This is a genomic window from Pedobacter hartonius, from assembly GCF_900107535.1.
Lineage (GTDB): Bacteria > Bacteroidota > Bacteroidia > Sphingobacteriales > Sphingobacteriaceae > Pedobacter > Pedobacter hartonius.
On sequence record NZ_FNRA01000001.1, the window covers coordinates 505,725 to 530,717 of the forward strand.

Annotated in this window: 25 protein-coding genes; 7 read left to right on the top strand and 18 right to left on the bottom strand. The window is 44.4% G+C overall.

Annotated elements, in window-relative coordinates; all coding sequences use genetic code 11:
* Positions 1 to 20: 20 nt before the first annotated feature.
* Together BLW16_RS02300 and BLW16_RS02305 are read right to left on the bottom strand one after the other, a co-directional pair.
* Entirely contained in the window at positions 21 to 1,226 is a 1,206-nt protein-coding gene (locus BLW16_RS02300; RefSeq protein ID WP_090554746.1) for an MFS transporter, read from the bottom strand.
* Complete coding sequence (locus BLW16_RS02305) at positions 1,226 to 3,367, bottom strand: S9 family peptidase (RefSeq protein ID WP_090554749.1); 2,142 nt, start codon at positions 3,365 to 3,367, stop codon at positions 1,226 to 1,228. The genes BLW16_RS02300 and BLW16_RS02305 overlap by 1 nt, the downstream gene beginning before the upstream one ends.
* 132 nt (positions 3,368 to 3,499) lie before the next feature.
* Between BLW16_RS02305 and BLW16_RS23135 the strand changes: the two genes are divergently transcribed.
* Positions 3,500 to 3,676, top strand: coding sequence for a hypothetical protein (locus BLW16_RS23135; protein WP_175470456.1), 177 nt, complete (start codon positions 3,500 to 3,502; stop codon positions 3,674 to 3,676).
* Positions 3,677 to 3,821: 145 nt separating this feature from the next.
* Here BLW16_RS23135 and BLW16_RS02310 read toward each other — a convergent pair whose 3' ends face one another.
* Together BLW16_RS02310 and BLW16_RS02315 are read right to left on the bottom strand one after the other, a co-directional pair.
* Positions 3,822 to 4,007, bottom strand: a complete 186-nt coding sequence (locus BLW16_RS02310; protein ID WP_090554751.1) for a hypothetical protein — start codon at positions 4,005 to 4,007, stop codon at positions 3,822 to 3,824.
* 55 nt (positions 4,008 to 4,062) lie between these two features.
* Complete coding sequence (locus BLW16_RS02315) at positions 4,063 to 4,446, bottom strand: (deoxy)nucleoside triphosphate pyrophosphohydrolase (RefSeq protein WP_090554754.1); 384 nt, start codon at positions 4,444 to 4,446, stop codon at positions 4,063 to 4,065.
* Between the two features lie 188 nt (positions 4,447 to 4,634).
* Here BLW16_RS02315 and BLW16_RS02320 point away from each other — a divergent pair, with 188 nt between their 5' ends.
* Positions 4,635 to 5,189, top strand: coding sequence for a hypothetical protein (locus tag BLW16_RS02320; protein WP_090554756.1), 555 nt, complete (start codon positions 4,635 to 4,637; stop codon positions 5,187 to 5,189).
* Positions 5,190 to 5,664: 475 nt separating this feature from the next.
* On the opposite strand, the gene BLW16_RS02325 is transcribed toward BLW16_RS02320, so the two are convergent.
* The gene (locus tag BLW16_RS02325; RefSeq protein WP_090554758.1) at positions 5,665 to 5,976 is read right to left on the bottom strand and encodes a hypothetical protein; all 312 of its coding nucleotides are present in this window, start codon (positions 5,974 to 5,976) and stop codon (positions 5,665 to 5,667) included.
* A gap of 220 nt (positions 5,977 to 6,196) precedes the next feature.
* Between BLW16_RS02325 and BLW16_RS02330 the strand changes: the two genes are divergently transcribed.
* On the top strand, positions 6,197 to 6,838 hold the full coding sequence (locus BLW16_RS02330; protein WP_090554760.1) for a YceH family protein: 642 nt from the start codon (positions 6,197 to 6,199) through the stop codon (positions 6,836 to 6,838).
* Positions 6,839 to 6,841: 3 nt separating this feature from the next.
* On the opposite strand, the gene BLW16_RS02335 is transcribed toward BLW16_RS02330, so the two are convergent.
* A complete protein-coding gene (locus BLW16_RS02335) occupies positions 6,842 to 7,222 on the bottom strand; it encodes a YybH family protein (protein WP_090554762.1) in 381 nt (126 codons plus the stop codon).
* 97 nt (positions 7,223 to 7,319) lie between these two features.
* Here BLW16_RS02335 and BLW16_RS02340 point away from each other — a divergent pair, with 97 nt between their 5' ends.
* Positions 7,320 to 8,582: a prephenate dehydrogenase gene (locus BLW16_RS02340; RefSeq protein WP_090554764.1), complete on the top strand. Its 1,263-nt coding sequence runs from the start codon at positions 7,320 to 7,322 to the stop codon at positions 8,580 to 8,582.
* A gap of 19 nt (positions 8,583 to 8,601) precedes the next feature.
* Here BLW16_RS02340 and BLW16_RS02345 read toward each other — a convergent pair whose 3' ends face one another.
* From BLW16_RS02345 to BLW16_RS02360, 4 genes are all read right to left on the bottom strand, one after another.
* Entirely contained in the window at positions 8,602 to 9,039 is a 438-nt protein-coding gene (locus BLW16_RS02345; RefSeq protein ID WP_090554766.1) for a nuclear transport factor 2 family protein, read from the bottom strand.
* A gap of 107 nt (positions 9,040 to 9,146) precedes the next feature.
* Complete coding sequence (trxA, locus tag BLW16_RS02350; RefSeq protein WP_090554768.1) at positions 9,147 to 9,443, bottom strand: thioredoxin; 297 nt, start codon at positions 9,441 to 9,443, stop codon at positions 9,147 to 9,149.
* A 214-nt stretch (positions 9,444 to 9,657) separates the two neighbouring features.
* Entirely contained in the window at positions 9,658 to 10,818 is a 1,161-nt protein-coding gene (locus BLW16_RS02355) for an MFS transporter (protein WP_090554770.1), read from the bottom strand.
* A 44-nt stretch (positions 10,819 to 10,862) separates the two neighbouring features.
* The gene (locus tag BLW16_RS02360; RefSeq protein WP_090554772.1) at positions 10,863 to 11,375 is read right to left on the bottom strand and encodes a DNA-deoxyinosine glycosylase; all 513 of its coding nucleotides are present in this window, start codon (positions 11,373 to 11,375) and stop codon (positions 10,863 to 10,865) included.
* A 143-nt stretch (positions 11,376 to 11,518) separates the two neighbouring features.
* Here BLW16_RS02360 and BLW16_RS02365 point away from each other — a divergent pair, with 143 nt between their 5' ends.
* Complete coding sequence (locus BLW16_RS02365) at positions 11,519 to 12,112, top strand: hypothetical protein (RefSeq protein ID WP_139298239.1); 594 nt, start codon at positions 11,519 to 11,521, stop codon at positions 12,110 to 12,112.
* 106 nt (positions 12,113 to 12,218) lie between these two features.
* Complete coding sequence (locus tag BLW16_RS02370) at positions 12,219 to 13,052, top strand: CvfB family protein (RefSeq protein WP_090554776.1); 834 nt, start codon at positions 12,219 to 12,221, stop codon at positions 13,050 to 13,052.
* A 46-nt stretch (positions 13,053 to 13,098) separates the two neighbouring features.
* Here the strand turns inward: BLW16_RS02370 and BLW16_RS02375 are convergent, their stop codons facing one another.
* From BLW16_RS02375 to BLW16_RS02405, 7 genes are all read right to left on the bottom strand, one after another.
* On the bottom strand, positions 13,099 to 13,878 hold the full coding sequence (locus BLW16_RS02375) for a DUF3050 domain-containing protein (protein WP_090554778.1): 780 nt from the start codon (positions 13,876 to 13,878) through the stop codon (positions 13,099 to 13,101).
* Positions 13,879 to 14,009: 131 nt separating this feature from the next.
* A complete protein-coding gene (locus BLW16_RS02380; protein WP_090554780.1) occupies positions 14,010 to 14,771 on the bottom strand; it encodes an AcvB/VirJ family lysyl-phosphatidylglycerol hydrolase in 762 nt (253 codons plus the stop codon).
* A gap of 94 nt (positions 14,772 to 14,865) precedes the next feature.
* Positions 14,866 to 16,296 carry a glycoside hydrolase family 30 protein gene (locus BLW16_RS02385; protein ID WP_090554782.1) on the bottom strand — a complete coding sequence of 477 codons (1,431 nt, stop codon included), beginning with the start codon at positions 16,294 to 16,296 and terminating at the stop codon, positions 14,866 to 14,868.
* 85 nt (positions 16,297 to 16,381) lie between these two features.
* A complete protein-coding gene (locus tag BLW16_RS02390) occupies positions 16,382 to 17,584 on the bottom strand; it encodes a DUF763 domain-containing protein (RefSeq protein ID WP_090554784.1) in 1,203 nt (400 codons plus the stop codon).
* A gap of 205 nt (positions 17,585 to 17,789) precedes the next feature.
* Complete coding sequence (locus BLW16_RS02395; protein ID WP_090554786.1) at positions 17,790 to 18,809, bottom strand: cytochrome d ubiquinol oxidase subunit II; 1,020 nt, start codon at positions 18,807 to 18,809, stop codon at positions 17,790 to 17,792.
* 3 nt (positions 18,810 to 18,812) lie between these two features.
* The gene (locus tag BLW16_RS02400; protein WP_090554789.1) at positions 18,813 to 20,141 is read right to left on the bottom strand and encodes a cytochrome ubiquinol oxidase subunit I; all 1,329 of its coding nucleotides are present in this window, start codon (positions 20,139 to 20,141) and stop codon (positions 18,813 to 18,815) included.
* Positions 20,142 to 20,259: 118 nt separating this feature from the next.
* Positions 20,260 to 21,567, bottom strand: coding sequence for an NAD(P)/FAD-dependent oxidoreductase (locus tag BLW16_RS02405; RefSeq protein ID WP_090554791.1), 1,308 nt, complete (start codon positions 21,565 to 21,567; stop codon positions 20,260 to 20,262).
* A 154-nt stretch (positions 21,568 to 21,721) separates the two neighbouring features.
* On the opposite strand from BLW16_RS02405, the gene BLW16_RS02410 reads away from it, so the two are divergent.
* The gene (locus tag BLW16_RS02410; RefSeq protein WP_090554794.1) at positions 21,722 to 22,237 is read left to right on the top strand and encodes a hypothetical protein; all 516 of its coding nucleotides are present in this window, start codon (positions 21,722 to 21,724) and stop codon (positions 22,235 to 22,237) included.
* Positions 22,238 to 22,240: 3 nt separating this feature from the next.
* Here the strand turns inward: BLW16_RS02410 and BLW16_RS02415 are convergent, their stop codons facing one another.
* Positions 22,241 to 24,931, bottom strand: coding sequence for an alpha-L-rhamnosidase-related protein (locus BLW16_RS02415; protein ID WP_090554796.1), 2,691 nt, complete (start codon positions 24,929 to 24,931; stop codon positions 22,241 to 22,243).
* Positions 24,932 to 24,993 lie beyond the last annotated feature (62 nt).

Here is a 24,993-nt window from a genome sequence, read left to right on the forward strand (position 1 = left end):
ACATCGCTTTACAGCAAAATTTAGTCCATATTCCTGCCAAGAAGTTTAAATCCCCATGCACATACCAGCAGCAGTACGATCAGCCCGGTCCATAGCCAGTTATAGCCATACATTTCTGCCAGATAAAAACCTGCAGACGGACCGATCACCTGTGAGATGGACCAGCTCATAGTATAACCCGCAGCATATTGTCCTCTGTTATGGTCATTGGTACGGCTCATCACAAAAGTGTTGATAAAAGGTAAAGCCAGCATTTCGCCAATGGTAAATACAATGATGGCCAGTATAGCCGCAACTATCGGTGTGATTCCGGGCAGCAGCAAGATGCAATAGGCAACAGCAATCAATAACACACCCATGATGATATATTGGATCGGTGACCGTTTATTTTCAATTTTGCTGACCATCACCATCTCAAAAAGTGCAATGATCAGTCCGTTTAAGCCTAGGATAAGACCTATCCAGAATTCATCAATATGCCATATTTCTTTATAAAAAAGAGGCGCAACCCTGAACATCAGGAAGAAACAGATTGTCAGCATGATATTCAGCAGCAGGAATTTAACGAACAGCACATCTTTCCAGGGTTTGAGCACCGCAGAGTTTCTAATCTTCTCGGCCACCGTTTTAGGAAGGACATGAAGAACAGGCAGAAAGAACAACAATGCTATTCCCGCCAGAATACTTACGCTGCCGTCTACAATAAACAGCATCGGGTAACTAAAAGATGCCACGATACCTCCTATGGCACTGCCAATGGCAAACCCCATATTATTTGCCAGCCTGTTCAGCGAAAAAGAACGCGTTTCGGTACCCGGAGCAGCGTAACTGGTGATTGCAGCATAGTTTGCGGGTTTGAAGGCCTCAGAAAAGAAACTGATCAGCAGGGTGAACAGGCAGAGGATATTAAATTGGGTAATGGTTGAATATAAAATAAAAAACACCCCTCCTATGACAGAAGAATAGATCTGTACCGATCTGAAGCCTATTACATCAGTCAGTTTTCCTCCTACCGTAGCCCCGGCAATAGAACCCAGCCCAAACAGCGTGATGATCAGCCCCGCATCAGAAGGAGCTCTGTGCAGATATTGCGTCATGTATAAGCTCATGAAGGGTACGGCCATACTGCTGCTCCGGTTGATGAACATTACAATACTCAACACCCATGTTTCGCGGCTTAATCCAGAAAATGACTGTTTATAGGTAGCGGTTACTTTTTTTATCATTATTTATACCGTTCGAAGAACTCCATGGTTCTCAACATCTGATCAACACGCTGCCTGTTATTTCCCGAACGTGTCAGTTCGTGTGTAGCTCCGGGATGCCTTACATACTCTACATCCCTGCCCAATACCTTTAAGGCCTTGTACATCATTTCGGATTGGATCACTCCTGTTCTGAGGTCAGTTTCTCCATGAAAGATAATGACCGGTGTATGGATCTTGTCAACATAGGTAAATGGCGATTGTGCTTTAAGCAGTGCAGCAGCACTACTGTCCCAGGGGTATCCCCCGAAATAATTAGGCACCAGCCGCCACGCATTGCCTTCGCCAAAGAAGGTGGTCAGGTCATATACCCCACGCTGCGCGCATGCTGCCCTGAACCTGTTTGTATGCCCAACTATCCATGCAGTAAGATAACCGGCATATGATCCGCCGGTGATGAATTGCCTGGTTGTATCTGCCCAGCCCTCGGCGATGGTCAGGTCCAGTGCCTTCAGCACATCCCGTGTTGGCCCCTCAGCCCAGTCCTTCACGTTCCCGCGCAGAAATGCTTCGCTATATCCTCCCGATCCGCGGGGGTTGCTGTACACTACACCGTAACCCAGGCCGGTATAATATTGAAATTCATGCCACATGCTCGCTTCTCCCGGCCCCCACATTGCTGCCGGGCCACCATGGATTTCCAGCATGATGGGATATTTCTTGCCGCTCTCCATTCCGGAGGGTTTCATCACCCAGTATTCTACCTGCATTCCAAGCTCATTGGTAAAGGCCTTTTTTACAGGATAACTCAGCTGCCTTGCTGCAAGCCATCCTGTATTCAGCTTACTGATCACTTTAGGAGATTTATTCTGCAAATCTGCAACATATACTTCTGAAGGATCAGACACATTGAGTTTTACATAGGCCAGCCGGGATCTGCTGACATCAAATGAGACAATGCCACTATCAAAGTCTGACAGGCGTATTGCCCGCTTGCCGGAAAGGTTATACCTGTACAATACACTTCCACCGTTAGACTGGGCAAGAAAATACAAAAACTTGCTGTCCCCGCTCCAGGTAAGGGCGTTGGCATTACGTTCAATCGGAACATCTGCCCTTTCTTTGGTAGTAAAATTATAAATAAATGTCCTGCTCAGGTTTACTCCCTTTGATGACTGCACCTGGCAGCTCAACCATTTTCCGTCCGGCGAGATACTCTCCGCAGAAAAGCGCTGATCCGGTCCGCGTAAAATCAATTCCGGCGTTCCCCCGGTAATCGATAGTCGGTAAATCGCAGATTCCTGAGACCTGTCCGGGTGCTGAGAGGGGTTCAGATCTGCATTGATCAGCAGGAATTTGCCATCGGGACTGATGTCTGCAAGACTATAACTGTAAAATCCGGTGGTCAGTGCTACCGGAGCTGCATCCGTTTTTGACAATGATAAGGTAAACAACTGCATGTACTTCAGCTCAGGGTTTGTAGCCGCTTCTCCCTGAAAGTTAAGGCGGTTAAAAACCTTGGCTTTTTTATCTTTCTCATTCTGCTGCAGGTATGCCCTGATCTCCTCCAGGCTGCCATCGGCATTTCCTTTTGCATGATTTTGATATACCGCAGGGGTATTCATACCCGGCTTCTCCAGATTCCACGAAGGTAAAGCCTTACCAGTATTCAATACTGAATCCCTCAGCAGCTCGTCGGTATTGAGAGCGGCTGAAAAAATAAGGGTTTTGCCGTCCGGGCTTATTTTAGGATTGGTGGCACCATAGCGGAAATCTGTCAATTGTGTTGCTTCTCCCCCATTCATCGCGAGACTAAACACCTGCGGTTTCTCTTTCACCAGCCTCGTAAAAAACAGCTGCCTGCCGTCGGCAGACCAGCATGCTCCGGCGGTCATCTCTTTAGCATCGGTGATGGCGCGTGGCGGGGAGCTCAGATCCGAGGGTGCCAGGAACCACTGCGTGCGATAATCGTATTCTCCATTTTTGGTATCATTTTCAACAATGGACTGCACACTGTAGATATACCATTTTCCATCAGGTGAAAATTTTATGTTAGAGGCAGTTTTGATCTGGTACAGGTCGCTCACCAGAATCCGTCCCTTTTGCTGGGCGAAGGAACTGAGTGTAAATAGCCATAAAATGAGGACGCAACGTAATTTCATATCTCGCGAAAGTTAATTCCTAAATTAATAAACATTACCGGAAATTAAACCATTAAATCAAAAAACACCTTTTCATGAAATGAAAACCGCTTTCGCCCTTTGTTAACCGCATAGTTAAATTATGAGGTATGAGTGGCGGCGGTATGGATGGAGGAGGGGGAATGTCACCATGGTGGTGATCGTGGAAGACATGGCGGTGGTATGCGTGGCGGCATGGGAGGTGACAGTACCGGTGGCAGCGCAAAGTCCTCTGATTTTTGGATCAGATATGAACTGGCCAAACCCACAGCTTCCTTCCGCGCAAATTAATTATTGAAATTTATTTCGGGCACATACAATAAACAGAATTTTTAAGCGTCTTATATCCGAGAGCGTTAATTAGATAACGGGGAGCATCCGCCTGGATGTTCCCCGTTTCATTTTTACAGCATACCGGTATCATCTTAAATTTGTTTTATCCTATTTTCCTGCTTTCGATAGCTGGTACAGATTTTTGCAGTAATACTGAGCGTTGCGGTGTTCTGCTGCACTGTCCGAGGGCTACATAGATCAGTACGAAGATCAATATGGTAGATAAGCAGCCGCCACCTAATTTTTTAGCTCCCCAGCCGGCAATGATTGTTTTGAAGAAAGAGTTCATAATTTAAATTTTAGGAACAACACTACTTTGATCAATAAGTTTTGATAGCAGAACATTATGTTCCTTTAAGGCCGTCAAGATATTGCTGAACAACGGGAATGTCAGCCTCTGCCCAATCAACCGTATTCATCTCATCAGGTCCCAGCCAGCGGAAGGCAGCATGTTCAGCCAGCTTTATTTCCCCCAATCTGATCACACAAACAAAGGGGATCAGACGTATTTCAGCATGCTCATGAGGAGCCATTGCCTTTACGATTTCCACAACCACACCCAATTCTTCAGCGAGCTCCCGCAGAAGGCATTCTTCAGGTGTTTCACCAGGCTCAACTTTACCGCCCGGAAACTCCCATTTTAAAGGCAGCCGCATTACAGAACTTCGCTGGGCAACTAAAACTTTCCCATTGTGGCCTGTAATCAGTGCGCAGGATACGTCAATCATGGCGCTAAATTATTAAAATCAATTCATTAATTAACATTTCCGCTTTTCTGACGTCGATACAAACCAACCTGCTGGCGACAAGAGTACGGTGTTGGTCGGCACATACACCCTTTCCACACCTCAGATCACCCGCAATCCATTTTCCGGCATATCGTTTGGAATAACCACTACAACTAACAAACACACAAATGAAAAGAATTATTTTAGCTGTCATCTTCGGAGTAGCTTCGTTAAGCAGCATAAGCACAAAAGCACAGGTAAGCGTGAATATCAATATCGGTTCACAGCCACAATGGGGCCCTACAGGATATGATCATGTAGACTACTATTACCTGCCGGATGTGGATGCCTATTATAATGTACCAGCAAAACAATATGTTTATTTAAATAATGGAAGCTGGGTATGGAGAAATAGCCTGCCCTCAAAATACAGCGGATATGATCTGTACAACTCTTACAAAGTAGTGATGAACACTCCAAAACCTTATTTATCTCACCAGACACATGTGAAAGAATATAGTAAATACAGAAACTATAATGGAAAACAGGGTAACATCAGGGATAGCAAGGATTCGAGATACGCAAATGCAAGAAACAGCAGACCAACTAATGTCAGGAATAACAGCGGTACTCAAAGACCTGGCACAACTGATAATAACCGTAATAACAATAAAGGCAATAACAATGGCCATGGTAACGGAAAAGGCAACAATCAGGGCCAAAAAGGTGGAAGAGGCCGTTAATAACAAATCATACACACACTGGTAAACACGCCGGTCCGTAAATGGACCGGCGTTTTGCTTTGCATGATCCTTTCCCCACTGATCGTAATCAACATATACTAACAGGTGGTTACCGAAAATGTGAATAAGATGTCAATAAGAATTGTTCGCCAGTAGGGCCGGCACCTTAATACCCGCATTCCGGCTGGTTGACTAACAGCAATTCACAATCTGAGCATGCCTGCCAACAAGTTATCAACAATCAATGCGGAGAATTTCAGTAGAAAATGAAACCAACACCAGACCTGTTACGATCTCAATGTGTTAATGGTCGTTTCCCAATTTGTCTGCAACTTTATACACACTACAATAAACTGTATAATAAGCTATTACAATAGTTATCCACAAAAAATGTTAATAAAAGCCATAGCCTGTATATAAAAAAAGCCGGATAAATCCGGCTTTCTCTTATTATATGAAATGGTTGATATAAGGCTTATTGAACTACTACTCCATCTTTATTGATTTTGATAAAAGCTACTTCTGTACCTTTTTTAACATCAATATGATAGTAGGTAGTTTTATCAGCATTGGTTACTAAAAATGCTGCTGTCGGAGCCCATTCTTTATAAGCATCGGCTTTTAGAGTTGTAGTTACTGGAGCAGGAAGTTCTTCAAGTTTAACAGGTACTTTTTGAGTGCTATCCTGTTGTACGGAAATTGCTGTTGGAGCTTTAATTTCTGATGCTTTTACTGTTGATATTCCTGCGAAGGCTAATACTGTTGCTGTTAAAATGAAATTTTTCATAATGATTTGTTTTTATATTAGCCGGGAACTGATTAGAGTTTCCGGCAAACCCGTTTAATTCATTTGTTTAATTCGCATAGGGTTGTTTCATAATGATGCCATAGTTGGCACGAAAAACAAGCAACTGATTATCAGTATATTAATAATATTACATTCAAAAAACCCTGTAGAATATATCCACAATTTGCCGAAATAAGTATCAAAGTATATATTTACCGCCATGGAAAACTCTTCTTCTCTACTTGTTCTGAACGCCCCTGAACAGCGCGTCCTGGGCGCACTCATAGAAAAAAGCAGAACTACGCCGGATTATTACCCTATGACGATCTCTGCATTAGCCAATGCCTGTAATCAAAAAACATCGAGGAATCCGGTAGTAAACTATGACGAGGAGACGATCACACTTACCTTAAACGCCCTGAAGATTAAAGGGCTGACCAGCACCGCTACCGGAGGAAGCAGCCGCGCCATCAAGTACAAGCATAACCTGGCAATTGTTTATCCTTTGGTACCAGCCGAACTGGCTGTAATTTGTCTGCTGCTTTTACGCGGCCCTTTAACCCCGGGTGAAATCAATACCAACTCGGCACGCCTTTATGAATTTGGAACGATTGAAGAAATCCAGGAGATCCTGCATAAACTTTCGTCAGATACCCCCGCCTTTGTCAGGCAGCTGGATAAAAAACCCGGACAAAAGGAAGCCCGGTTTCAGCACCTTTTAGGTCCGGCAGTAATTGAAGACGAAATCCCGGAGCCTGAAATCACCGCCCCTATTTCCACAGATCTTGAACAAAGAGTACTAAAACTGGAACAGGAACTCGACGAAGTGAAAGAAATGCTGAACCTGCTGATGAACCAGTAATACTTAATCCAGTGAAACGAACAATTCCGAACGTGTAAGCCAATTGCCATTTACTTTGCGCCACATTGCCGAATAGTTGCCCCTGGCCTGCGCATTCTCGTATGCCCAGCTACCTGTTTCCCAAGCCAGAATACCACTTTCAGCAATTTTAATTTCTGAAGGGACCCGTTCAAAGACCAGCGGGTCTTTCTCTGCAAACATCTCTGTAAAGACAGCTATCAGAGCATTTTTTCCAACATATTGACCACCTTCTCCAGATATAACGATCATTTCATCCAGCCAATACTTTGCTACACCCGCCACATTGTGCTCACGGATAGCTGCATTCGAATTTTCCCGTGCCCGGCGGATATTTTCCACCGCTTCTTTGTCCTGCTGATTCATACTGATTTCTTAAACCATAGCAAAACTAATAAGAAATGTATCAAATGTTCATCCTTTATCAGCATAATTTCGGTAATTTGCTACATATTAAGATAAGATGCTTATAGGAATTATTGGCCTGGGAGATATGGGCAAACTTTATGCGAAACGTTTTGCAAAAGCAGGATATCAGGTCTGCGGTTCAGATCTGCCGGAATTTTATGAAAAACTGGAAGAGGAACTTTCCCCTTTTGGGATTGAACTGATGGTGGATGGAAGTGCTGTATCAAGAAAGGCCGATATCATTTTTTACGCTGTTGAAGCTGAAAAAATTGCTGAAGTAGTACAAAGATATGGCGGATCAACAAAATATGGCGCCATTGTAGGCGGACAGACTTCTGTGAAACACCCTGAGATCGCCGCATTTGAAGCATACCTGCCAAAAGACGTCAATATCATCACCTGTCATTCGCTGCATGGCCCTGGTTTTGATACCAAAGACCAGACCCTCATTGTGATCCCCCACCGCTGTAACGCCGACGCCTATATGCGTATGGCAGATGTACTGTCTGCACTGGAGTCTGAGCTTGTAGAGATGAACGATTTCCATACACACGACAAGATCGTAGCCGATACACAGGCCGTAACACATATGGGATTTGAAAGTATGGGTACTGCATGGAAAAGTGCAGGATTTTTTCCCTGGGAGAATGCAGCTTACTTTGGTGGAATAGACAATGTGAAAATCCTGACCATGCTGAGGATATTCAGTTATAAAGCCCATATCTATGCCGGACTGGCAATCATGAACCCTTATGCCCGCCAGCAGATCAAATCCTATGCGCAGTCAGAATCTGATCTCTTTAAAATGATGATCACGGAAAATGAAACCGACTTCCGCGCAAGAATAAAAAAAGCAAAGAACTTTCTTTTTCCCGATAGCAAAGATTTCCTGCTGTTGGACAATGAGGTAATGCAGGAGTTTTCTTTATCAGGCGGTGGAATACCGCGTACACCAAATTCGCACTTAAGCTTATTGAGTATGGCCGATGCATGGTATCAGCTGGGCATCAACCCTTATGATAACCTGATCTGCCAGACACCGCCTTTCAGGCTGCGCCTTGGAATAGTAGAATACCTGTTCAGAGATGAAGAGCTGCTGGAAGAATCAATCAATGCGGCTGTTTATAACAAACAGATCCGTACCGACGACCTGGAATTCCATTCAGCTGTGCGCGAATGGTCATCTATTATAGGTTATGGTGATATCAATGGATATAAACATCATTTTAATGATGCGAAACTGTTTTTTGAAGACAGGCTGGAACATGGAAGACAACAAAGTTCAGAACTGATCAGCAGGTTAAACCGCAGCTACTGATCAGCTCTGCAATCATTTCTTATTCTGCTACAGGAGCATGAAATGCCCTTCTGGCAATCAGCTTCCATTCAGATTTGGTTTTCTTCCATACGAGAACGATGTTCAAATGAGGAGCCGCAGGTTTACCACCATCATTGGTAGTTGCATTTAACTGATGGCTTACAATAGCTATATCACCTGTAATGCTGATGCTCTGTTTGCTCAGTTCAATAGTTACAAAATCTGATTTCTTTGTGGAAATCTCCTCTACGAATACGGCTTTGCTCTGAATTTTTCCGCTGGAATGTGCATAAGTCAGATCATCAGATAACAGGCTTTCCAGGTCAGCTTTATTTCCGCTGATCATTGCTGCCCTGAGTTTTTCTACTTTTGCAGCAACAAGGGTTTCGTCTTTAGATTGGGCATTGGCGGCCAGACTACTGGCAAAGATTAAGAGTATCACTGATAGTTTCTTCATAATTTATATTTGATTTCTAAAGTTATACATAAATTGGCTATTGCTGATAGTTAAGCCGATGTAATTTATCAGCTACAATGCCGCACTTTATGATTTAACCTTAGCCACTAAATGTGCCTTTCGATGATACCCTGCAGCTGATTGGCAGGGATCACTCCGGACTGCCTCCATTTCACTTCTCCTCCTTTGAAGAGGATTAACGTAGGAACTCCCTGGATCTGATACTGACTGGAAACTGCCGGATTCTTGTCGACATCAATCTTTAGAATAGTTGCCTTCTCCCCTATCATTCCTTTCAGTTGTTTGAGGATTGGCGCCATCATTTTACATGGGCCACACCACTCAGCAGAAAAATCTACCAATACGGGTTTATCTGATTTGATGATTTCTGTGAAGTTTGACATGATCAGTGTATTTTAAGGAATTAACATATGCGGTTGCATATTGTTTTCGTACGGTAGTGCCTGCCTGAATAAAAAGAAGCGGGGATACCACTTTCGCAATATCCCCGCCATCTAAATTAACGCTCTCAGATATATAAACGTTAATAACCCTCAATATTATATAACCTGACAAATATTTTTTAAAATAATTTGATTTAAATCCACAATCAGGTTCCTAGGCCGCTTCAGCTTCCGTTTTTTTATATTTAAATACCAGCTGCGATATGGGAATAAGCATTAGTCCGCAAAATCCAAATACAATAAATGCGATTCTTAAACCAAATGCATGAGCCAGGTAACCAATAAGCGGGGGCCCTAAAAATGTCCCTGTGATATAATAGGTGGCGATAATAGAAATGGCCATACCTGCAGAATACTTTTTGGAATTCCCGGCCATGGAGTACGACATAGGGATGACCGAAGCCGTACCAAAACCTACCAGTGAGAAACCTATCATCGCAATCCAGAACTGGGGGATGATAATTGCCATTGCGATACCGCAAATGATAAACAGGGCACTCATCAGATAGGTTGCGGCCATGCCTATCCTTCCTATGATGATATCAGAAATAAAACGGGACATTGCCATAAAGAGCATAAATATCAGGTATCCATAGGTGAAGATCTTTACATGCAGTACCTGCTGGAAATAGATGCCACTCCAGTCGAACATCCCTCCTTCACAAATGGCCGAGAGGAAGGCCACGATTCCCAGGCAAAGAATATAAGGATCCGGTTTCCCAATAATAATCTTATTTCCCGTTGCAGACCGGTCACCTTTCAACAGGAACCGGAACGAATAAGCTGCCATTAACAGCGTAATACAGGCCACAATCACGAAATGAACCTGTATGGATGCGTTTAAAGCGAGCAGCAATGTGGAAAAGGCTACGCCCGCAATTCCACCGGTGCTCCAGAAACCATGAAAAGAGCCATTGATCTTCTTCGTAAACAGTTTTTGCACGGTAATCGCCTGCGTATTCATCGAAATATTAAAGATCCTGGAAGTAAAAGCAAATAACACCACCGCCACTACCAATGCTACTGTATTATGTGTGAAGCCGATCAAAGCCATTGCCAGTGAATTTAAAGCATAACCCACGGTCAGCGGAATACGGCTGTCATAGCGGGATACCAGCCAGCCTGTGATCGGCAGCCCGATCAGAGAACCCACCGGCATAGCCAGCAGGATAGATCCCAGTTCAGCATCATTAAAACCATAGGCCATTTTAATGGTCGGAATCCTGGATGCCCATGTAGCAAAGCTGAAGCCAGACATGAAGAAAAAGGTACTCAGGAATATTCTGTGCGTGTTTTTTGATATAATGTCGTTCATTTATGCGGCAAAGATAAGCATCCTGAATGATTGATTAATACGTTTTATCCTTTTACATAGAGCAGCAGTTCCCTCCAGGCATCCAGTTTTTGCTCAAAGGATTTTGAGGCATTGGCACGGCTCGGCGAAGGCAGTAAATGATAGATCTTATCAGGGCTCTTTTTCACATACCGCAGGTAAAACTCCTCAGCCTTACGGCTATCGAAAAAGACATGATCAATCTTTGGATACCGGGCGTAAAAGGCGGAAAAATCATTCACCACCTCGTTTTTAATATTACTGTCCAAACTTCCCTCGCAGGTACAGGACTCCAATACATCCCATAATGCAATATGATGATCGAGCAAAAACGATTTCCTGGCTTGATAATCGGGCTCAAGGGGCTGATCAAAAAGGGTATAGATCAGTTTCCAGAAATGATTTCCTGCATGTCCGTAATATTGCTGAAGCCTCAGCGACCTGTCGCCGGGCATGGTACCTAACAAAAGCACCGTACACTGCTCGTCTGCAATTGGAGGAAAAGCTGTTTTAATGGGATTGATGTCTGAAATATTCATTGATACAAGTATAACTCATTAACGTTAATCAGCAAAAGATGTTCACAGAATTTCAATATAATGGGTTTTGCAGAAAAAACTTAATGTCCTATGGGGGTAAACCCGGCTACAGTAGTCCTATGTATAAATCAAAATACATAAAAATGAAAAGATTCTTTTACCTTGCTGTACTTACACTTATTACACAGCTTACGCAATTACATGCACAAACGCCCGGTTCCCCGGGCAAGGATTCAGGAACAGCAGGCAGAATACCAGCTCCGAACTCAGCCGGCAAATCAGATCAGCGCGGACCGTGGCAACTGAACGGATCACTCAACCCGGGAATAACCCTCCGTGAGCCCCGTTTCGTAATCGGTGCCGACCTGCAGCTTGAACGTTATGTTTCCAGCGATCTCGCGTTAACGCTGAGCGCAGGGTATACACACATAACCAATAAGACCGGAACGATTAACTATACCTTTCCTGATGCAGCCCCTGTAAGCATTAAATATAATACTGACCGGAACATGATCCCCCTTAAGCTCGGAATAAAAGTCTTTCCGGCTGAAAAAATATACCTGCATGGAGCTGGCGGCATTGCAATAGACATCAACGGAAACTCATCATTCGTATGGTCTGCAACAGCCGGAATAAAACTGGGTAGCAGGTACGATCTGGGGCTGAAATACGAAAATTACACAGATTTCTCCTGGTCCAATCAGCTTTCCGTAAGGCTCGGGTACAGGATATTTTAAACACGGATCAGCATATATTTCCACAATTTTTAAAAAGGATATTTTATCATTGTCAGTTCCTGTTCCGATATTGCTACCTTTGCAGATTGAATAACGGTAAACACCAATGATACAAATAGGACAATACAACGAACTCAGAATTATAAATAAGACAGAAACAGGGCTGATACTGTCAGACGGCGATAAAGAAGCGCTCTTACCCTATAACCACGTTCCTAAGGATGCGGAAGTAGGCGAGAATATCAATGTTTTTGTATACATGCATAAGGATGGGAAATTGCATGCCACAACACAGAAACCTTTGGCCTGTGTGGGCGACTTTGCCTATCTGACCGTTGTAGAAGACGGTGAAAACGGGGTTTTTATGGATATCGGGATAGATAAAGACGTTTATGTACCGGAAAAGGAACAGAAACGCCCGATGTTTAAGGGAGATAAACATGTTGTGTACGTATTCCTGGATGACAGTAATGACCGTATGGTGGCTTCTTCAAGGTTAACCAATTACGTAGAGGAAGATGACATCAACTTTGAGGAAGGTGACGAAGTGAGCCTGTTAATTGCTGACCGCAGTGACCTGGGTTACAATGCGATCATTGACAATAAATATATCGGGTTGCTGTACACGAATGAATTGTTCGACCAGCTGAATCCTGGTGAAATCAGAAAAGGATGGATCAAAAAAGTGCGTGTTGAGGGCAAAATTGACCTGAGCCTGCAACCTATGGGTTATGGCCACATCCTCGACATGAAAGAGGTGCTGATCAAGATGCTGGAAGAAAATCAGGGTACTTTACCCATTGGTGATAAAAGCACCCCGGATGATATTTACGAACTGCTGAAAGTCAGCAAAAAGGCATTTAAGAAAACAACAGGTGCATTATACAAAGAACGCCTGATCACCATTGGTGACCATGAGATCAGGTTGCTGTCTGAATAAAATAGAACAGGTTCTTTCCGATGGAAAGAACCTGTTCTATGAAATATTAAGCTTTTATACCAACGATCTCGTTATATACCCCATTCCAGAGATTGATCCGTTGCTGAAGTGACGCTACCGTGATCTCCTCAGCAGCTTTCCAGTAGGCTTCACTGTCACCGCAAAGTTCTGCCGTCATTTCCAAAGCCAGGTGACTGTGATGATCGCCATCCACTTCAATGTGGCGTTCCAGGTAATATTTGATCAGCGAGAGCTGGTCCGGAAACTTTTGATTGAGATCTCTTACAATGGAAATGAACATATTCGGAATAAGATCTTCCCTGCCGAAAGTAAAGGCGGCAGACTGTAAATGGGATTGTTTACCGTTGATCACCTGAAAAGTAAAGTCCATAAATTCACGTGCTTCCTTTGGCACATCAGCCTCTGTATATGCTTTAAAAAAGGAACCTGTTTCTTTTAATATTGCTGCAAACTGCTGAATAGGCGTGGTATCTGCTCCGCATTGCTCCATCGCTTCGAGGTACATCTCATAATGGCTTTTACGGACGCCTTCCTTATCCACATCAGATTCTTCACCCGTAACAATTTCGTTGATCAGGTATCTTGTATTCGCATTGCCCACCGGGAACCAGGGCGTGGTGGTACTGGTTAACCCAATCTGCAGTGACTTTAACAGGGACATAAAATCCCACACTGCATATACATGGTATTGCATAAATACTTTCAGGTCATCTATATCATTGATAACTGAATATACCTTATGGTTTATGATTTCCTCTCTTAATGGTTCTATTACCGACTGTATCCTTGCGATCTGAAGTTTCATCTTGCTTTCTCTTTTATATTACGGCGGCAAAGGTATTGGTAATTGAAGCTTTTACACTAAGAGACAATTCGTTTTTTTAAGAGGAAGCCGTAAAATTACTTTTCAAAGAAGAATTACAACTATAGCGCATATTATAGCTTCCATAACCTGTACTGCCTGAATAACTGGTTCCTGCGTAAGCCCTGCAGTGCCGAAAGGATATCAGGATAACCGGCAGCATCATAGTGATGATCGCCCGGTAAAACCCTCAGGGAGAAATTCCTTTTTTGGATTGCTTCCATAGGTTTAGGATTCTCCTGTTCACCATAAAAGCAGAAAACCGGGATCTTTATGGCTTCAACTTCGGGCTGAACCTTATAAGGTTTATCATCACCCGCAATATTTAAGAGATCGGAAGTATGCACCATAAAATCAGACGAGGCAAAAGGAGAGAGCAACTCGATAGCTACCACCTTATTCTTCATTGACGGCACCAGACGGTTATAGACAAAGGGTACAATATCAGCACCAAAAGAATATCCGCATAAATAGATCCTGTTCGTTTTATAAAGTGCCGAATATTTACTGATCAGCAGCATTACATCATCTGCCGTTTGCTGTGGTGTCCTGCCGCTCCAGAAGTAGGTCCTTGAGTTAAATCCTATAGTTTCGAATCCTTCAGCAGCAAATCCAGTACCCAACTGATCTTCAAAATCGAGCCAGCCCCCGTCACCGGAAAAAAGGATCAGCAGCTTTTTAGATGTAGCATCTACGCTGGGATAGGTGATTACGGGCAGATTAAAATCATGCGTTTCCAGACCATGATGATTGATTTGCCTTGTCCGCATTAAGATACCGCAACCGGAAAAAAGAAAAATAGAAATAAGGCAGAACCCCAGTTGCCAGCGCTTCATGAATTGGAATTAAAGATTCAGGTGATTCATAATCTGTGCCAAGATCGTAAACGGCACAGGGCAAGCCACGGAATTAGCAGAAATAATACATTATTTACTCCACAACTATCGTAGAGATAGAGTGAGGCAGGCTGGTAGTTTCAGCTGCTTTTCCACCTATCCATAAATAGTATGGTAATTTATCATTTGTTTTATTCATCACTACCACGGCCATTTTGCCGTCAGTATTGATAAAGGCAGTGGTGATCAGTTTATCACGGTTTGAAGAACTCACGATCCTCTTTGCTCCCGGACGGATGAATTTAGAGAACTGCCCCATGTAATAGTAAGAATTGGTATAGATCAGCTTGCCTGTTTTTGTATCCGCATGTACCGGGGCAAAGCAGAAGTTACCCACGTGATTCGGACCGCCTTTTTCATCCAGAAGCATATTCCAGTCTGTCCAGGCTGCAGTGCCGCTGTTAAAGTCATTGATCATCGAGTAGCCATATCTTTCACCCAGAGCCCAGCTGCCGATACTATCGAGGTTGAATTTCTCCACACAACCTTCGGTGAAGATCAGTTCTTTATCAGGAAAGGATTGTTTCACGAGCTTCTCATTGTCAAACAACATTCCGCTGCCTGTCCAGGTTTCATACCAGTGGTAACCTATTCCCCATACATATTTAGCGGCTTCAGGATCACTTAAGATCGTACTTGCACGCTGGTACATCTGATCGCGGTTATGATCCCATGCAATCAGTTTCTTGTCTGACAGGCCATCCTTCTGTAAGGTTGGGCCTAAATATCCTTTAATAAAATCACGTTCGTCTTCTGCAGTAAATACACATGATTCCCAGGTTTGCGTAGCCATAGGCTCATTTTGCACGGTGAGGCCCCAGATCGGCATTCCTTTAGCCTCATAGGTTTTGATAAACTTAGCGTAATAGTTTGCCCAGTTTTGTCTGAATTCAGGTTTTAACTTCCCTCCTTTTAACATACTGTCATTGGTTTTCATCCATGCCGGCGGGCTCCAGGGGCTTACAAACATCGTTAATTTTCCGCCAGCCGCCTGAATAGACTGTTTGATCAGCGGAATACGGTATTTCTCATCATGTTTTACGTCAAAAGATTTCAGCTCTGCATCGTTATCTTTTACATAGGTATAACTGTCACTTGAAAAGTCTGTACTGTGGATACTTGTTCTGGCCAGCGTAAAGCCAATTCCGTTCTCCTGATCATAATAGGCCTTAAGATATTCCTGTTGTGCTGCTTTCGGCAGTTTAGCATAGGTTTCAGCTGTAGCATCAGTAATTGCGCCGCCGATCCCTACCAGGGTCTGGAATGTTTTTGCAGGATCTACAAAGATACATACCTGGGTTTCCAGGGGCTGTTTAAGGTCGGTAAAACTTAATGTGCCTGTCTTCGATATTTTGAGATCGGATCCCTGAGCAGTGGTGTACACCGTTGCCGAAGGTTGTTTTTGTTGTGCCATCAGCCCTGTTCCAAAAGGAAAAAGCAATGCGATTAAATAAATTTTATTCATTTGCTGTTTATCATTATATCCTGAAGGTTTACCGGAGAGGCAACGAAACAGGGCAGTTTAATTTTTTAAATATATAAAATAAAGACTAAAATAGATCGAGTTGTCCGCCCTTTGGGGGCTTTGCATTACCAAAAATCGTTTTACCGCCATATTTCCATGATTCAGTTCGTTCTCTCTCAATAAGTTCCTCAAAATTATCATTTGGCGTAAAATCTTTTTCTGCCTGCCGGGAAAGTTCTCCCAGTGTTTGAATGGCCTGCAGCTTGTCGCCCTGCCCTATCTTAGCCTTTTCAATAGCCTTAGAAAGTACGCTGAGCGTCTCATCATAAACTTTTAGTGGTACAGGAAAGGGATGACCGTCCTTCCCTCCATTGGCAAAAGAGAAACGTGCAGGATCTTTAAACCTGGATGGTGTACCGTAGATCACCTCACTGACGAGTGCCATAGACTGTAAAGTGCGCGGCCCCATGCCCTGCAGCAGCAGGAGGTCTTCAAAGTCAGCCGGTTGTTTTTCATGAGTGAGCCATAACATGGCGCCAAGGCGCTTCAGGTCTATATCTTTAGCCCTCACATCGTGGTGGCGCGGCATCACCAGCTGCTGCACTTCAGCAATCATGCGGGAAGGGTTTTCCATGGTCATAGCTAAAATAGCCTCACGGGATGGCAGTGCTTCTTTAGCCACCATGTTGAGGATCGGTCCCTGGTTCTTACCACAAACGGCAGTATGCGGATCTTCTACAAAAGACTGCATGGTACCGGAATGCCAGTGATACCGTCTTGCGGTAGAGCTTCCGTCCTGCATGCCCTGCTGTACAACTGTCCATAAACCTTCGGTATTAACCACGAAGCTGTGCATATATAATTGAAATCCGTCCTGCACAGCAGTATTATCCACTTTTGCACTGAGCTTGCTGCAGCGCACCAGTTCGGTACCATTCAGGCCATTACGGTCGCTGTAGTACAATAGCTCCTGCGGAGTATTTTTAGAAGACCGGCCTTTGCCGCCGCAAATGTAAATGCCCAGTTCCTTGGACAGCGGGTTGACGGAACTTTTTAAAGCACCCATCACCGAGGTGGTGATGCCCGAAGAATGCCAGTCCATTCCCATTACGGCACCGAGGCTCTGGAACCAGAAAGGATCACTTAAGCGCCTCAGCACTTCGGCAGTTCCATACTCCGCAATGATTGCTTCCGTAATCGCCAGCCCGAGCCTGGACATACGTTCAGCAAGCCATTTTGGAATATGGCCATAATGCAAAGGCATATCTGCTGTTCCGGATCTTTTCATGGGTTAGCCAGGCATATTATCTGCAAGAGTACCGTCACAGTCATACAAAAATGCCTCGTACTCGCCTTCCGACAATTGACTGAGTTTTGAAAAATCAGATTTTTCCATAAAGTATTTCGCTTAAATAATGCAATTTAACTAATTCCTGCCGATACAATGGAACAGATCATCCGGAATACGCAATTGTGAGCCCGGGCTGATATGTCTAATGATCAGCTATCTCATCCGTTTTTTTCTGAAAACTGTAGATCAGATATCCCAGCGCAGGCAAAATGAACACACTTCCAATTAGCAGCGCATAACCCAGCGCCTCCATTGTTTTAGCCTCGCCCTGGTTTTCCAGCAGCGAAAGGTTTTGTCCGCCCTTGAGCAGCACAATATCCGGAAAATGGCTGTACGTTGCCGCAAAGAGGATCATGGACACCTGAAAGCCGGCCAGGATCCTGAGCATTACAGGTTTGTTCCTGTTTAAAAAATAAAACATAATGATCAGGGAGATCGTAGCCAGTATGATTGCGATAATCCCGGGAACATCACTAAAGATCCAGTACAATAAAGGGATATTTTCAATCCAGGCGGCAATAAACACCAGCGCCCCGGCACCCATTACCACAAAGATCAGATAAGTGGCTTTCCGGGTAAAACGTTTGCGGTCTGCCTCATCATCGGCCTGCCCAATGATAAATACAGCGGCGAGATAGGCACATATCGTCACGGTAAATATGCCTACCGCTACAGTGAAAAAGTTCAGCCAGCTCAGGATGTAGGCAGAAAAGAAATCACCGGCCTGCAGATCGATTCTTGAAGAAACCACGCTGGCCGCAATAATGCCCAGGAAAAATGGCGTCAGTACACTTGAAAGAATGAATATTCTGGTATACACTTTCTGCATATCGTCCTTTACCGCGTCATAATTTCTAAACACAAAGGCCGTCCCCCGGGCTATAATACCCAGAAGCATACAGACCAGCGGAATATGCAGGTAGATGGATACGGTAGTGTAGATCTTCGGGAAACCCACAAAAAGAATAACGATCACAATGATCAGCCACATGTGGTTGGCCTCCCAAACGGGTCCTATTGCCTCGTACATATTCTTTCGGGTACGGTGCCTGTTGGCCCTGGAGGTAAACAGCTCAATAATTCCGGCGCCGAAATCAGCTCCTCCCAGTAACAGGTATAAAAGAATGGCTGTCCAGAGGAAAATTATTACTACGTATACCATGGTCTATCGAGTTTTGTGATCAGTGGATGAATCGTATAATGTATTTACCATTTTAATCTGCCTGAATAATAAAAAGCTTACAATTACGGCCAGAGAAATATACACAGCCGTAAAAAGATAAAAGGAATAGGCAATACCCGGCATTGGCGTCACTGCATCTGCTGTACGCATCACTCCATAAATGATCCAGGGCTGTCGCCCGACTTCAGTTACCGTCCATCCCGCCTCCAGCGCCAGGTAGCCCAGCGGTGTGGCAATCACAAACAGTTTCAGCAGCCACCTGCTTTCAGACCAGCTTTTTTTCTTGAACAGGGCGATGAAATAGAGCAAGGCAAGCCCCAGCATTGCCATTCCGAGACCCACCATGATCTGGAAAGCAAAATGGGTGACCAGAATTGGCGGATGGTCTATTTTTGGAAAACTGTCCAGTCCCTTTACTTCTGCATTAAAATCATTAGTGGCCATAAAACTGAGGAGCTTAGGGATCTTCAGGGCGTAGTTCACCGTTTGAGTGGCCGTGTCAGGAATCCCCCCGACAATCAGTGGAGCCCCTTTTTCGGTATGGAAGTGTGCTTCCATGGCAGCAAGTTTTGCAGGCTGCCTTTTGGCAACATCCTTAGCAGAAATATCACCGCTCAGCGGCTGCAGGCAGGCGGCCACAGTAGCAAAAATAGCTGCAATCCGGAAGGCCTTGCTATGGAAATTTACGTTTTTCCCTTTCAGAATCATCAGGGCATGTACACCAGCCACGGCAAACCCTGTAGACACAAAAGCGGCTACACACATATGCAGTGCCTGGGAGAACCATGCCGCATTAAACATCGCCTTCATTGGATCTATGTTCAGATACTGCCCATTCACAAAGTCAAAGCCCGAAGGGCTGTTCATCCATGAATTTGCGGCTACAACAAGAATTCCGGACAAGAGCCCGGTGATGCCTACCACAACACCCGTCAGCCAATGGAACCAGGGATGAAACCGGTTCCAGCCATACAGGTAAAATCCGAGCGCTATTGCTTCAATAAAAAAGGCTGTCCCTTCCAGAGAAAAGGGCATCCCGAAGATCGGGCCTGCATGCTCCATAAATCGGGGCCACAACAGCCCCAGTTCAAAAGACAATACCGTTCCTGAAACAGCACCAGTGGCAAAAAATATGGCCACGCCTTTACTCCAGGCCTTGGTGACGTCGAGATATACGGCCTCCTTTTTCTTTATCCAGAGATAATGGGCGGTAGACATAAAGAAGGGCATTACCATACCTATACAAGAGAAAACGATATGGAAGCCTAACGAAAAGGCCATCTGGAGCCGGGCAGCGAAAAAATCATCCATTCTGCAAAAATAGGTGTATTCACTATTGCAAGATAGCTTTAGATCCTATTCTTTTGCTTTGTTAATGTAATAATTTTCCGCCTCCTTTCAGATGGCCTTTGGAACGATTTAAACGAGTTTAAACCTCTTTACTGGATTGAACGTCTTCTGATTTAAATTTGCTGGCCGGTCTTACGATCATCCTTAAGGACTGGTCATTGGTCAGATACGCTACTCCCCAGTTATATAATGTCCTGATCCTGTTTCTGTAATTGATTAAGGATAACAGGTGAATGAACAGCCACATAAACAGGGCGATCACACCGCTGAAAAACAACTTAGGTTTTGGCAGGTCGGCCACAGCCTTGTTCTTTCCGATAATGGCCATTGAACCTTTATCATAATAACCAAAGGGTTTTAACGCTTTGCCGGACAATGCTTTGATCAGATTTTTCCCGAGGTTCTGTCCCTGCTGAATCGCTACCTGGGCAACCTGAGGGTGTCCCTGAGAGAAATTCGGATCAGTAACCTGGATACAGGTATCTCCGATAGCATATACATCTTCCAGTCCCTGCACCTTGTTAAATTCATCTACGATCATTCTTTTTCCCCTGCCATAACAAGCTTCGGGTATTCCCTTGAAAACGATTGCCGTTACACCGGCAGCCCAGATCAGGTTTTTAGACACAATCGTATCGCCATTTGCAAAATAAACCACGTCATCCGTAAAATCTTTCACCATTGCGTTTAAACGCACTTTCACACCATTTTTGGTCAGCGTATCGTATGCGTATTTCTGTGATTTTTCGCTCATTGGGGTAAGCAGCGCTTTCAGTCCGTCAACCAGGTAGATCTCCCCGCTGGCACCTGCCAGTTCAGGATAATCTTTTGCAATGATAGTCCTTTTCATTTCTGCGAACATCCCTGAGATCTCCACTCCCGTAGGCCCGCCGCCTGCAACAACTACCGTTAAAAGCTTTCTTTTCAGTTCAGGATCAGTTTCACGGGAGGCCTGTTCCAGTCTTTCCAACAGCGTATTACGCATCTGAAGGGCATCAGATATGGTTTTCATGGGAATGGAGTTTTTCTCCACGCTTTCCATGCCAAAATAATTCGTCACACAGCCTGTTGAAAATACCAGATAATCATAACTGATCTCACCTGTTGACAGGATCAGCTTCTTTGTTGCCGGTAAAACCTCCTCTAATTCGCCCAGTCTGAATGAAAAATTCTTTTTGCCTCTGAAAAGTTTACGGAACGGATAGGAAATATTGGAGGTTTCAAGGTAACCGGTAGCTACCTGATAGATTAAAGGAGGAAAAAAGTTGTAATTATTCTTATCGACTAAGACAACGTCAAAGGATTCATGGTCGGCAAGGTGTTTTGCAAGGTTTACGCCTGCAAATCCTCCGCCCACAATGACTATCTTTTTTGGAGTATGATTCATTTTAACGGCTATTGATAATTTATAGCCCGTTAACAACAATAAATGTGCTAAGTTTTATAAATCCTAACATTATATTGTCATGTTCAGAATGAATATTTTAGCCCGGCAATGATTTCAATCACAATTTAAGTAATTTTACAAAAACACCATTCAGATGTCTACTTTCAGTCAAGAATCAGCCTCAAAAAAAACACAATTGCTCCAAAAAGGCAAATATGTATTCACAGATGAGTTAAAAGAAGAATTAACTGAAGGCCTCAGTGTTCCTTTTTTTACTGCCAAAGCTATTGTGATTAAAGAAAACGCGGCTGAATTTAGCGGGGATATTGCTGTATTCAATATCAGTGACCTGATCTTAAGGCAGTCTACCTATATCGATGAAAACGGAAAAATGACCGAAGCGCATAAACTCTATATCTGGCCGCACAACCTTGGCAGCACCGCACAATGGACGGCCGCCAAGCAAGAATTCCTGAACCAGTACATCTTAAACTTCCCTATCGAAATATTGTCGCTGCAGGAGTCGAACGGCGTAACATGGAAGTTCATCAGCCCCGAGAATTTTAAGAAAATACCGGCAAGCATACAGGCTTCTCCGGAATTCCGGGACTTTGCGGATCATCAGGAAGAGTATATTTTTCTTCGCCGTCCGCTGAATGAACCTAAATAAATACTAATTCAGCCTGATCACGCGCAGATAATCCAGCATCGCCTGGTTCACTTCCCCGTTCATATTCTCGTTCCAATGCTCAAAAGACAGCTGCAGCTGATGACTTCCGCTGGTTAATTCCAGCCGAAGGCTATTGCTGAAACCCCAGTCAGACCACTGGTCTCTGCCACGCTGAGGAAATACAAAAGTCCCTGCAAATACGTCATCAATGCTGATAGTCCTGATCGCACACTTATTTTCTGTATTGGTAGGCCCGTTTCCATTGGAGTACCTGAAATCCAGCGCATACACACCCTGCTCAGGTACGTCTACCGTTACCATAAGGCTCCTGTTCTTTGTTTTGCTGATCTCCACAAATCCGCCCCCGCAAAATCCCCGGTAAGGAAGGGATGATTTTTCCGCAATCAGGCTGAGGTCAATGATCTTTATTTTTTGCGGCGGATAGATCAGTACAGGCTCGCTGGCAAATGACGGAATCCCTGCTGCGTCTGCGGCAATCACCTGGTACTCCCCGTTTCCATCTGCTGTATAACTCTGGCCGGTGGTTTTCGCTATTTCTTTCCCGTTATGGATGATCGTGTAACTTACAGCATTGTCTATCTTTTCCCAGGAAATCAGATCATCGTTATGTTTCAATACCGGGGCAGCTACAGAGAACTGGTCTTTAACTAATCCGATACTCCCTTTTTCCAGCGCATTATTTGCAAGAAAGATCTGTATCTGGTGGGTACCTGACAAGTCTGCCGGAACAGTGGCAGAAGTCAGCTCTTTACCATCCATCATAATGGACCTGATCTGATTGCCATGACCGGTCATGGTAATATCAAGTATGGCATTTCTGTATTTGAAATGACTGAGCTTACGCCTGCCCTGCAGCCTCTCCGGAACAAAAGGCTTAAACACCAGAGAATTTTCACGAATATCCATACCAAATAAAACCTTATAGATCATACTGATATTGCCCGACAAGCTCCATAACATATTACTTGAATTGACCTGTGTACCGGCAAAGTCCCCGGTAGAGGAAACGAAGTTTTCCTTGTTGGTCAGGAACAATGCCGCCGGGCGGTAAATGGCGCTCATGCTTTGAACCAAGGCTTCGGCATTGCCGGTTTTTGCTGCAGCGAGCGACCAGTAAGACTGTACAAATGGCCATACGGCATCATTATGGTACGGAGGTATATTCGGAATCTGCGGATAGATACACGGAATGCCAAAATTAGTGACCGGCGTACGTGCAACCACAGATTGCTGACGTGCTTCATCGGCAATATCAAATAATACGGTCAATGCTTCTCCCAAAGCTTCTGAACGGGGCGACAATAACATGAACTGCCTGCCGTACAGGTACTGCCCGTAATAGCCCTTTTCAGGTATCCACAGATGGTTGTTTATCCCTGTTTTGATCTGCTCCGCTATCTTTGTATATTTCTCTGCGGCTTGTTTATCCTTCATCAGTACCGACATTTGCGCCAACACCTTATTAGTTTGGTAATGAACGGCGTTGGTACCCAAATTTTCAGAGGAGTAGATATCGGCAGACTGCATCCATTTAGGATAGGTCTGGTCGCGCCAGTCGAGGAAAGAAGATTCCCCCCGTACCAGTCCGGTCCGGCTGTCATATACATTTTTCAGGTCATCTTCCACGGAATTTTTAATGATCTGGTAAGCTTTCGCCAGCCAGTCCTGATCTCCGGTAGTTTTATAAACCTCCCAGGCGGCTACTGCCCAGATCATCCGATCTGATGAAACCGGCCAGGAGCCGCCCGTTCCTGTATCCTGAATCACCCGGTTGTTTTTCACTTTTCTCAGCAGGCTATACTCTGCCACATTAGGCTGTAAAGTTGCCATGGACAGGATGATGCTGTAGCTGATGTCCCTGGTCCACACCCCCGCCCATTCCTTTCCGGTTCTGAATGTGCTGTCAGGTTCCACTGCATTCACCATCTCTTCCAGCGCCAGGTTATAGAGCGCATCCATCACCGGAATATCCGAGTGATATTGCGGGAAGGCAGAGATATCTTTTGATAAATGCCAGGCAGAAGCAGTCGTCTTTTGTTCCTGTGGCTTGTTCATTTCAAGGCTGATGGTATAGATCCCATCGCCGTCACTATCCTGCAGCTGCAGTTCTTTGTGGTTAGCTAAATTATCGAAATCCCAGATCAGCGGACTGACGCTGCCTGCAACAAAAACACCTTTAAAGTCTGACTGGTAGATCTTTGTCCCGTCATAAGCGGTATAAAATCCCTTTTCCTTAAAGTCAGCCAATACACTTCGCATGTCTAAACGGATAGTGAATTTTGTATCAGGCTGAAGGAAAACCCCGTTTGCCGGAACGGTGCGGTCTACATATTGCTGACCAAACCTGATCAGCGGGCTCTCAAATGATCCGCTCTCCGCAATGATGTTCAGCAGGTGGTTCTTACCGGAAGCCATCTCATTGTCTTTACCGTTAAGACTAAACTTAAAGGCCAGCGCAGGGCTGATCTCCCGGTTCACCGGGCTCTTGTAACTGGAACTCAATTCTGTTGGGGAGAGGGCTACCGCTTCAAAGTTGCCCTGGGTAACTTTATTCTTCGATAAACTATAAAAATCAGACTGATAGATCTTGTCCATTGGTTTTCGCGACTTACATCCCGGCAGGGATAACAGTAAAAGAGAAGAAACAATTATATATAGGGGTATAGGCTTCATTTGATGCTGGTAATACAATTACAAACATATTCGAATAGCGCTATCCAATCAAACATTATATG

Coding starts and splice junctions, on each gene's coding strand:
- BLW16_RS02300 (WP_090554746.1), bottom strand. CDS start 1,226: ATGATAAAAAAAGTAACCGCTACCTATAAACAGTCATTTTCTGGATTA.
- BLW16_RS02305 (WP_090554749.1), bottom strand. CDS start 3,367: ATGAAATTACGTTGCGTCCTCATTTTATGGCTATTTACACTCAGTTCC.
- BLW16_RS02310 (WP_090554751.1), bottom strand. CDS start 4,007: ATGAACTCTTTCTTCAAAACAATCATTGCCGGCTGGGGAGCTAAAAAA.
- BLW16_RS02315 (WP_090554754.1), bottom strand. CDS start 4,446: ATGATTGACGTATCCTGCGCACTGATTACAGGCCACAATGGGAAAGTT.
- BLW16_RS02320 (WP_090554756.1), top strand. CDS start 4,635: ATGAAAAGAATTATTTTAGCTGTCATCTTCGGAGTAGCTTCGTTAAGC.
- BLW16_RS02325 (WP_090554758.1), bottom strand. CDS start 5,976: ATGAAAAATTTCATTTTAACAGCAACAGTATTAGCCTTCGCAGGAATA.
- BLW16_RS02330 (WP_090554760.1), top strand. CDS start 6,197: ATGGAAAACTCTTCTTCTCTACTTGTTCTGAACGCCCCTGAACAGCGC.
- BLW16_RS02335 (WP_090554762.1), bottom strand. CDS start 7,222: ATGAATCAGCAGGACAAAGAAGCGGTGGAAAATATCCGCCGGGCACGG.
- BLW16_RS02340 (WP_090554764.1), top strand. CDS start 7,320: ATGCTTATAGGAATTATTGGCCTGGGAGATATGGGCAAACTTTATGCG.
- BLW16_RS02345 (WP_090554766.1), bottom strand. CDS start 9,039: ATGAAGAAACTATCAGTGATACTCTTAATCTTTGCCAGTAGTCTGGCC.
- trxA (WP_090554768.1), bottom strand. CDS start 9,443: ATGTCAAACTTCACAGAAATCATCAAATCAGATAAACCCGTATTGGTA.
- BLW16_RS02355 (WP_090554770.1), bottom strand. CDS start 10,818: ATGAACGACATTATATCAAAAAACACGCACAGAATATTCCTGAGTACC.
- BLW16_RS02360 (WP_090554772.1), bottom strand. CDS start 11,375: ATGAATATTTCAGACATCAATCCCATTAAAACAGCTTTTCCTCCAATT.
- BLW16_RS02365 (WP_139298239.1), top strand. CDS start 11,519: ATGAAAAGATTCTTTTACCTTGCTGTACTTACACTTATTACACAGCTT.
- BLW16_RS02370 (WP_090554776.1), top strand. CDS start 12,219: ATGATACAAATAGGACAATACAACGAACTCAGAATTATAAATAAGACA.
- BLW16_RS02375 (WP_090554778.1), bottom strand. CDS start 13,878: ATGAAACTTCAGATCGCAAGGATACAGTCGGTAATAGAACCATTAAGA.
- BLW16_RS02380 (WP_090554780.1), bottom strand. CDS start 14,771: ATGAAGCGCTGGCAACTGGGGTTCTGCCTTATTTCTATTTTTCTTTTT.
- BLW16_RS02385 (WP_090554782.1), bottom strand. CDS start 16,296: ATGAATAAAATTTATTTAATCGCATTGCTTTTTCCTTTTGGAACAGGG.
- BLW16_RS02390 (WP_090554784.1), bottom strand. CDS start 17,584: ATGAAAAGATCCGGAACAGCAGATATGCCTTTGCATTATGGCCATATT.
- BLW16_RS02395 (WP_090554786.1), bottom strand. CDS start 18,809: ATGGTATACGTAGTAATAATTTTCCTCTGGACAGCCATTCTTTTATAC.
- BLW16_RS02400 (WP_090554789.1), bottom strand. CDS start 20,141: ATGGATGATTTTTTCGCTGCCCGGCTCCAGATGGCCTTTTCGTTAGGC.
- BLW16_RS02405 (WP_090554791.1), bottom strand. CDS start 21,567: ATGAATCATACTCCAAAAAAGATAGTCATTGTGGGCGGAGGATTTGCA.
- BLW16_RS02410 (WP_090554794.1), top strand. CDS start 21,722: ATGTCTACTTTCAGTCAAGAATCAGCCTCAAAAAAAACACAATTGCTC.
- BLW16_RS02415 (WP_090554796.1), bottom strand. CDS start 24,931: ATGAAGCCTATACCCCTATATATAATTGTTTCTTCTCTTTTACTGTTA.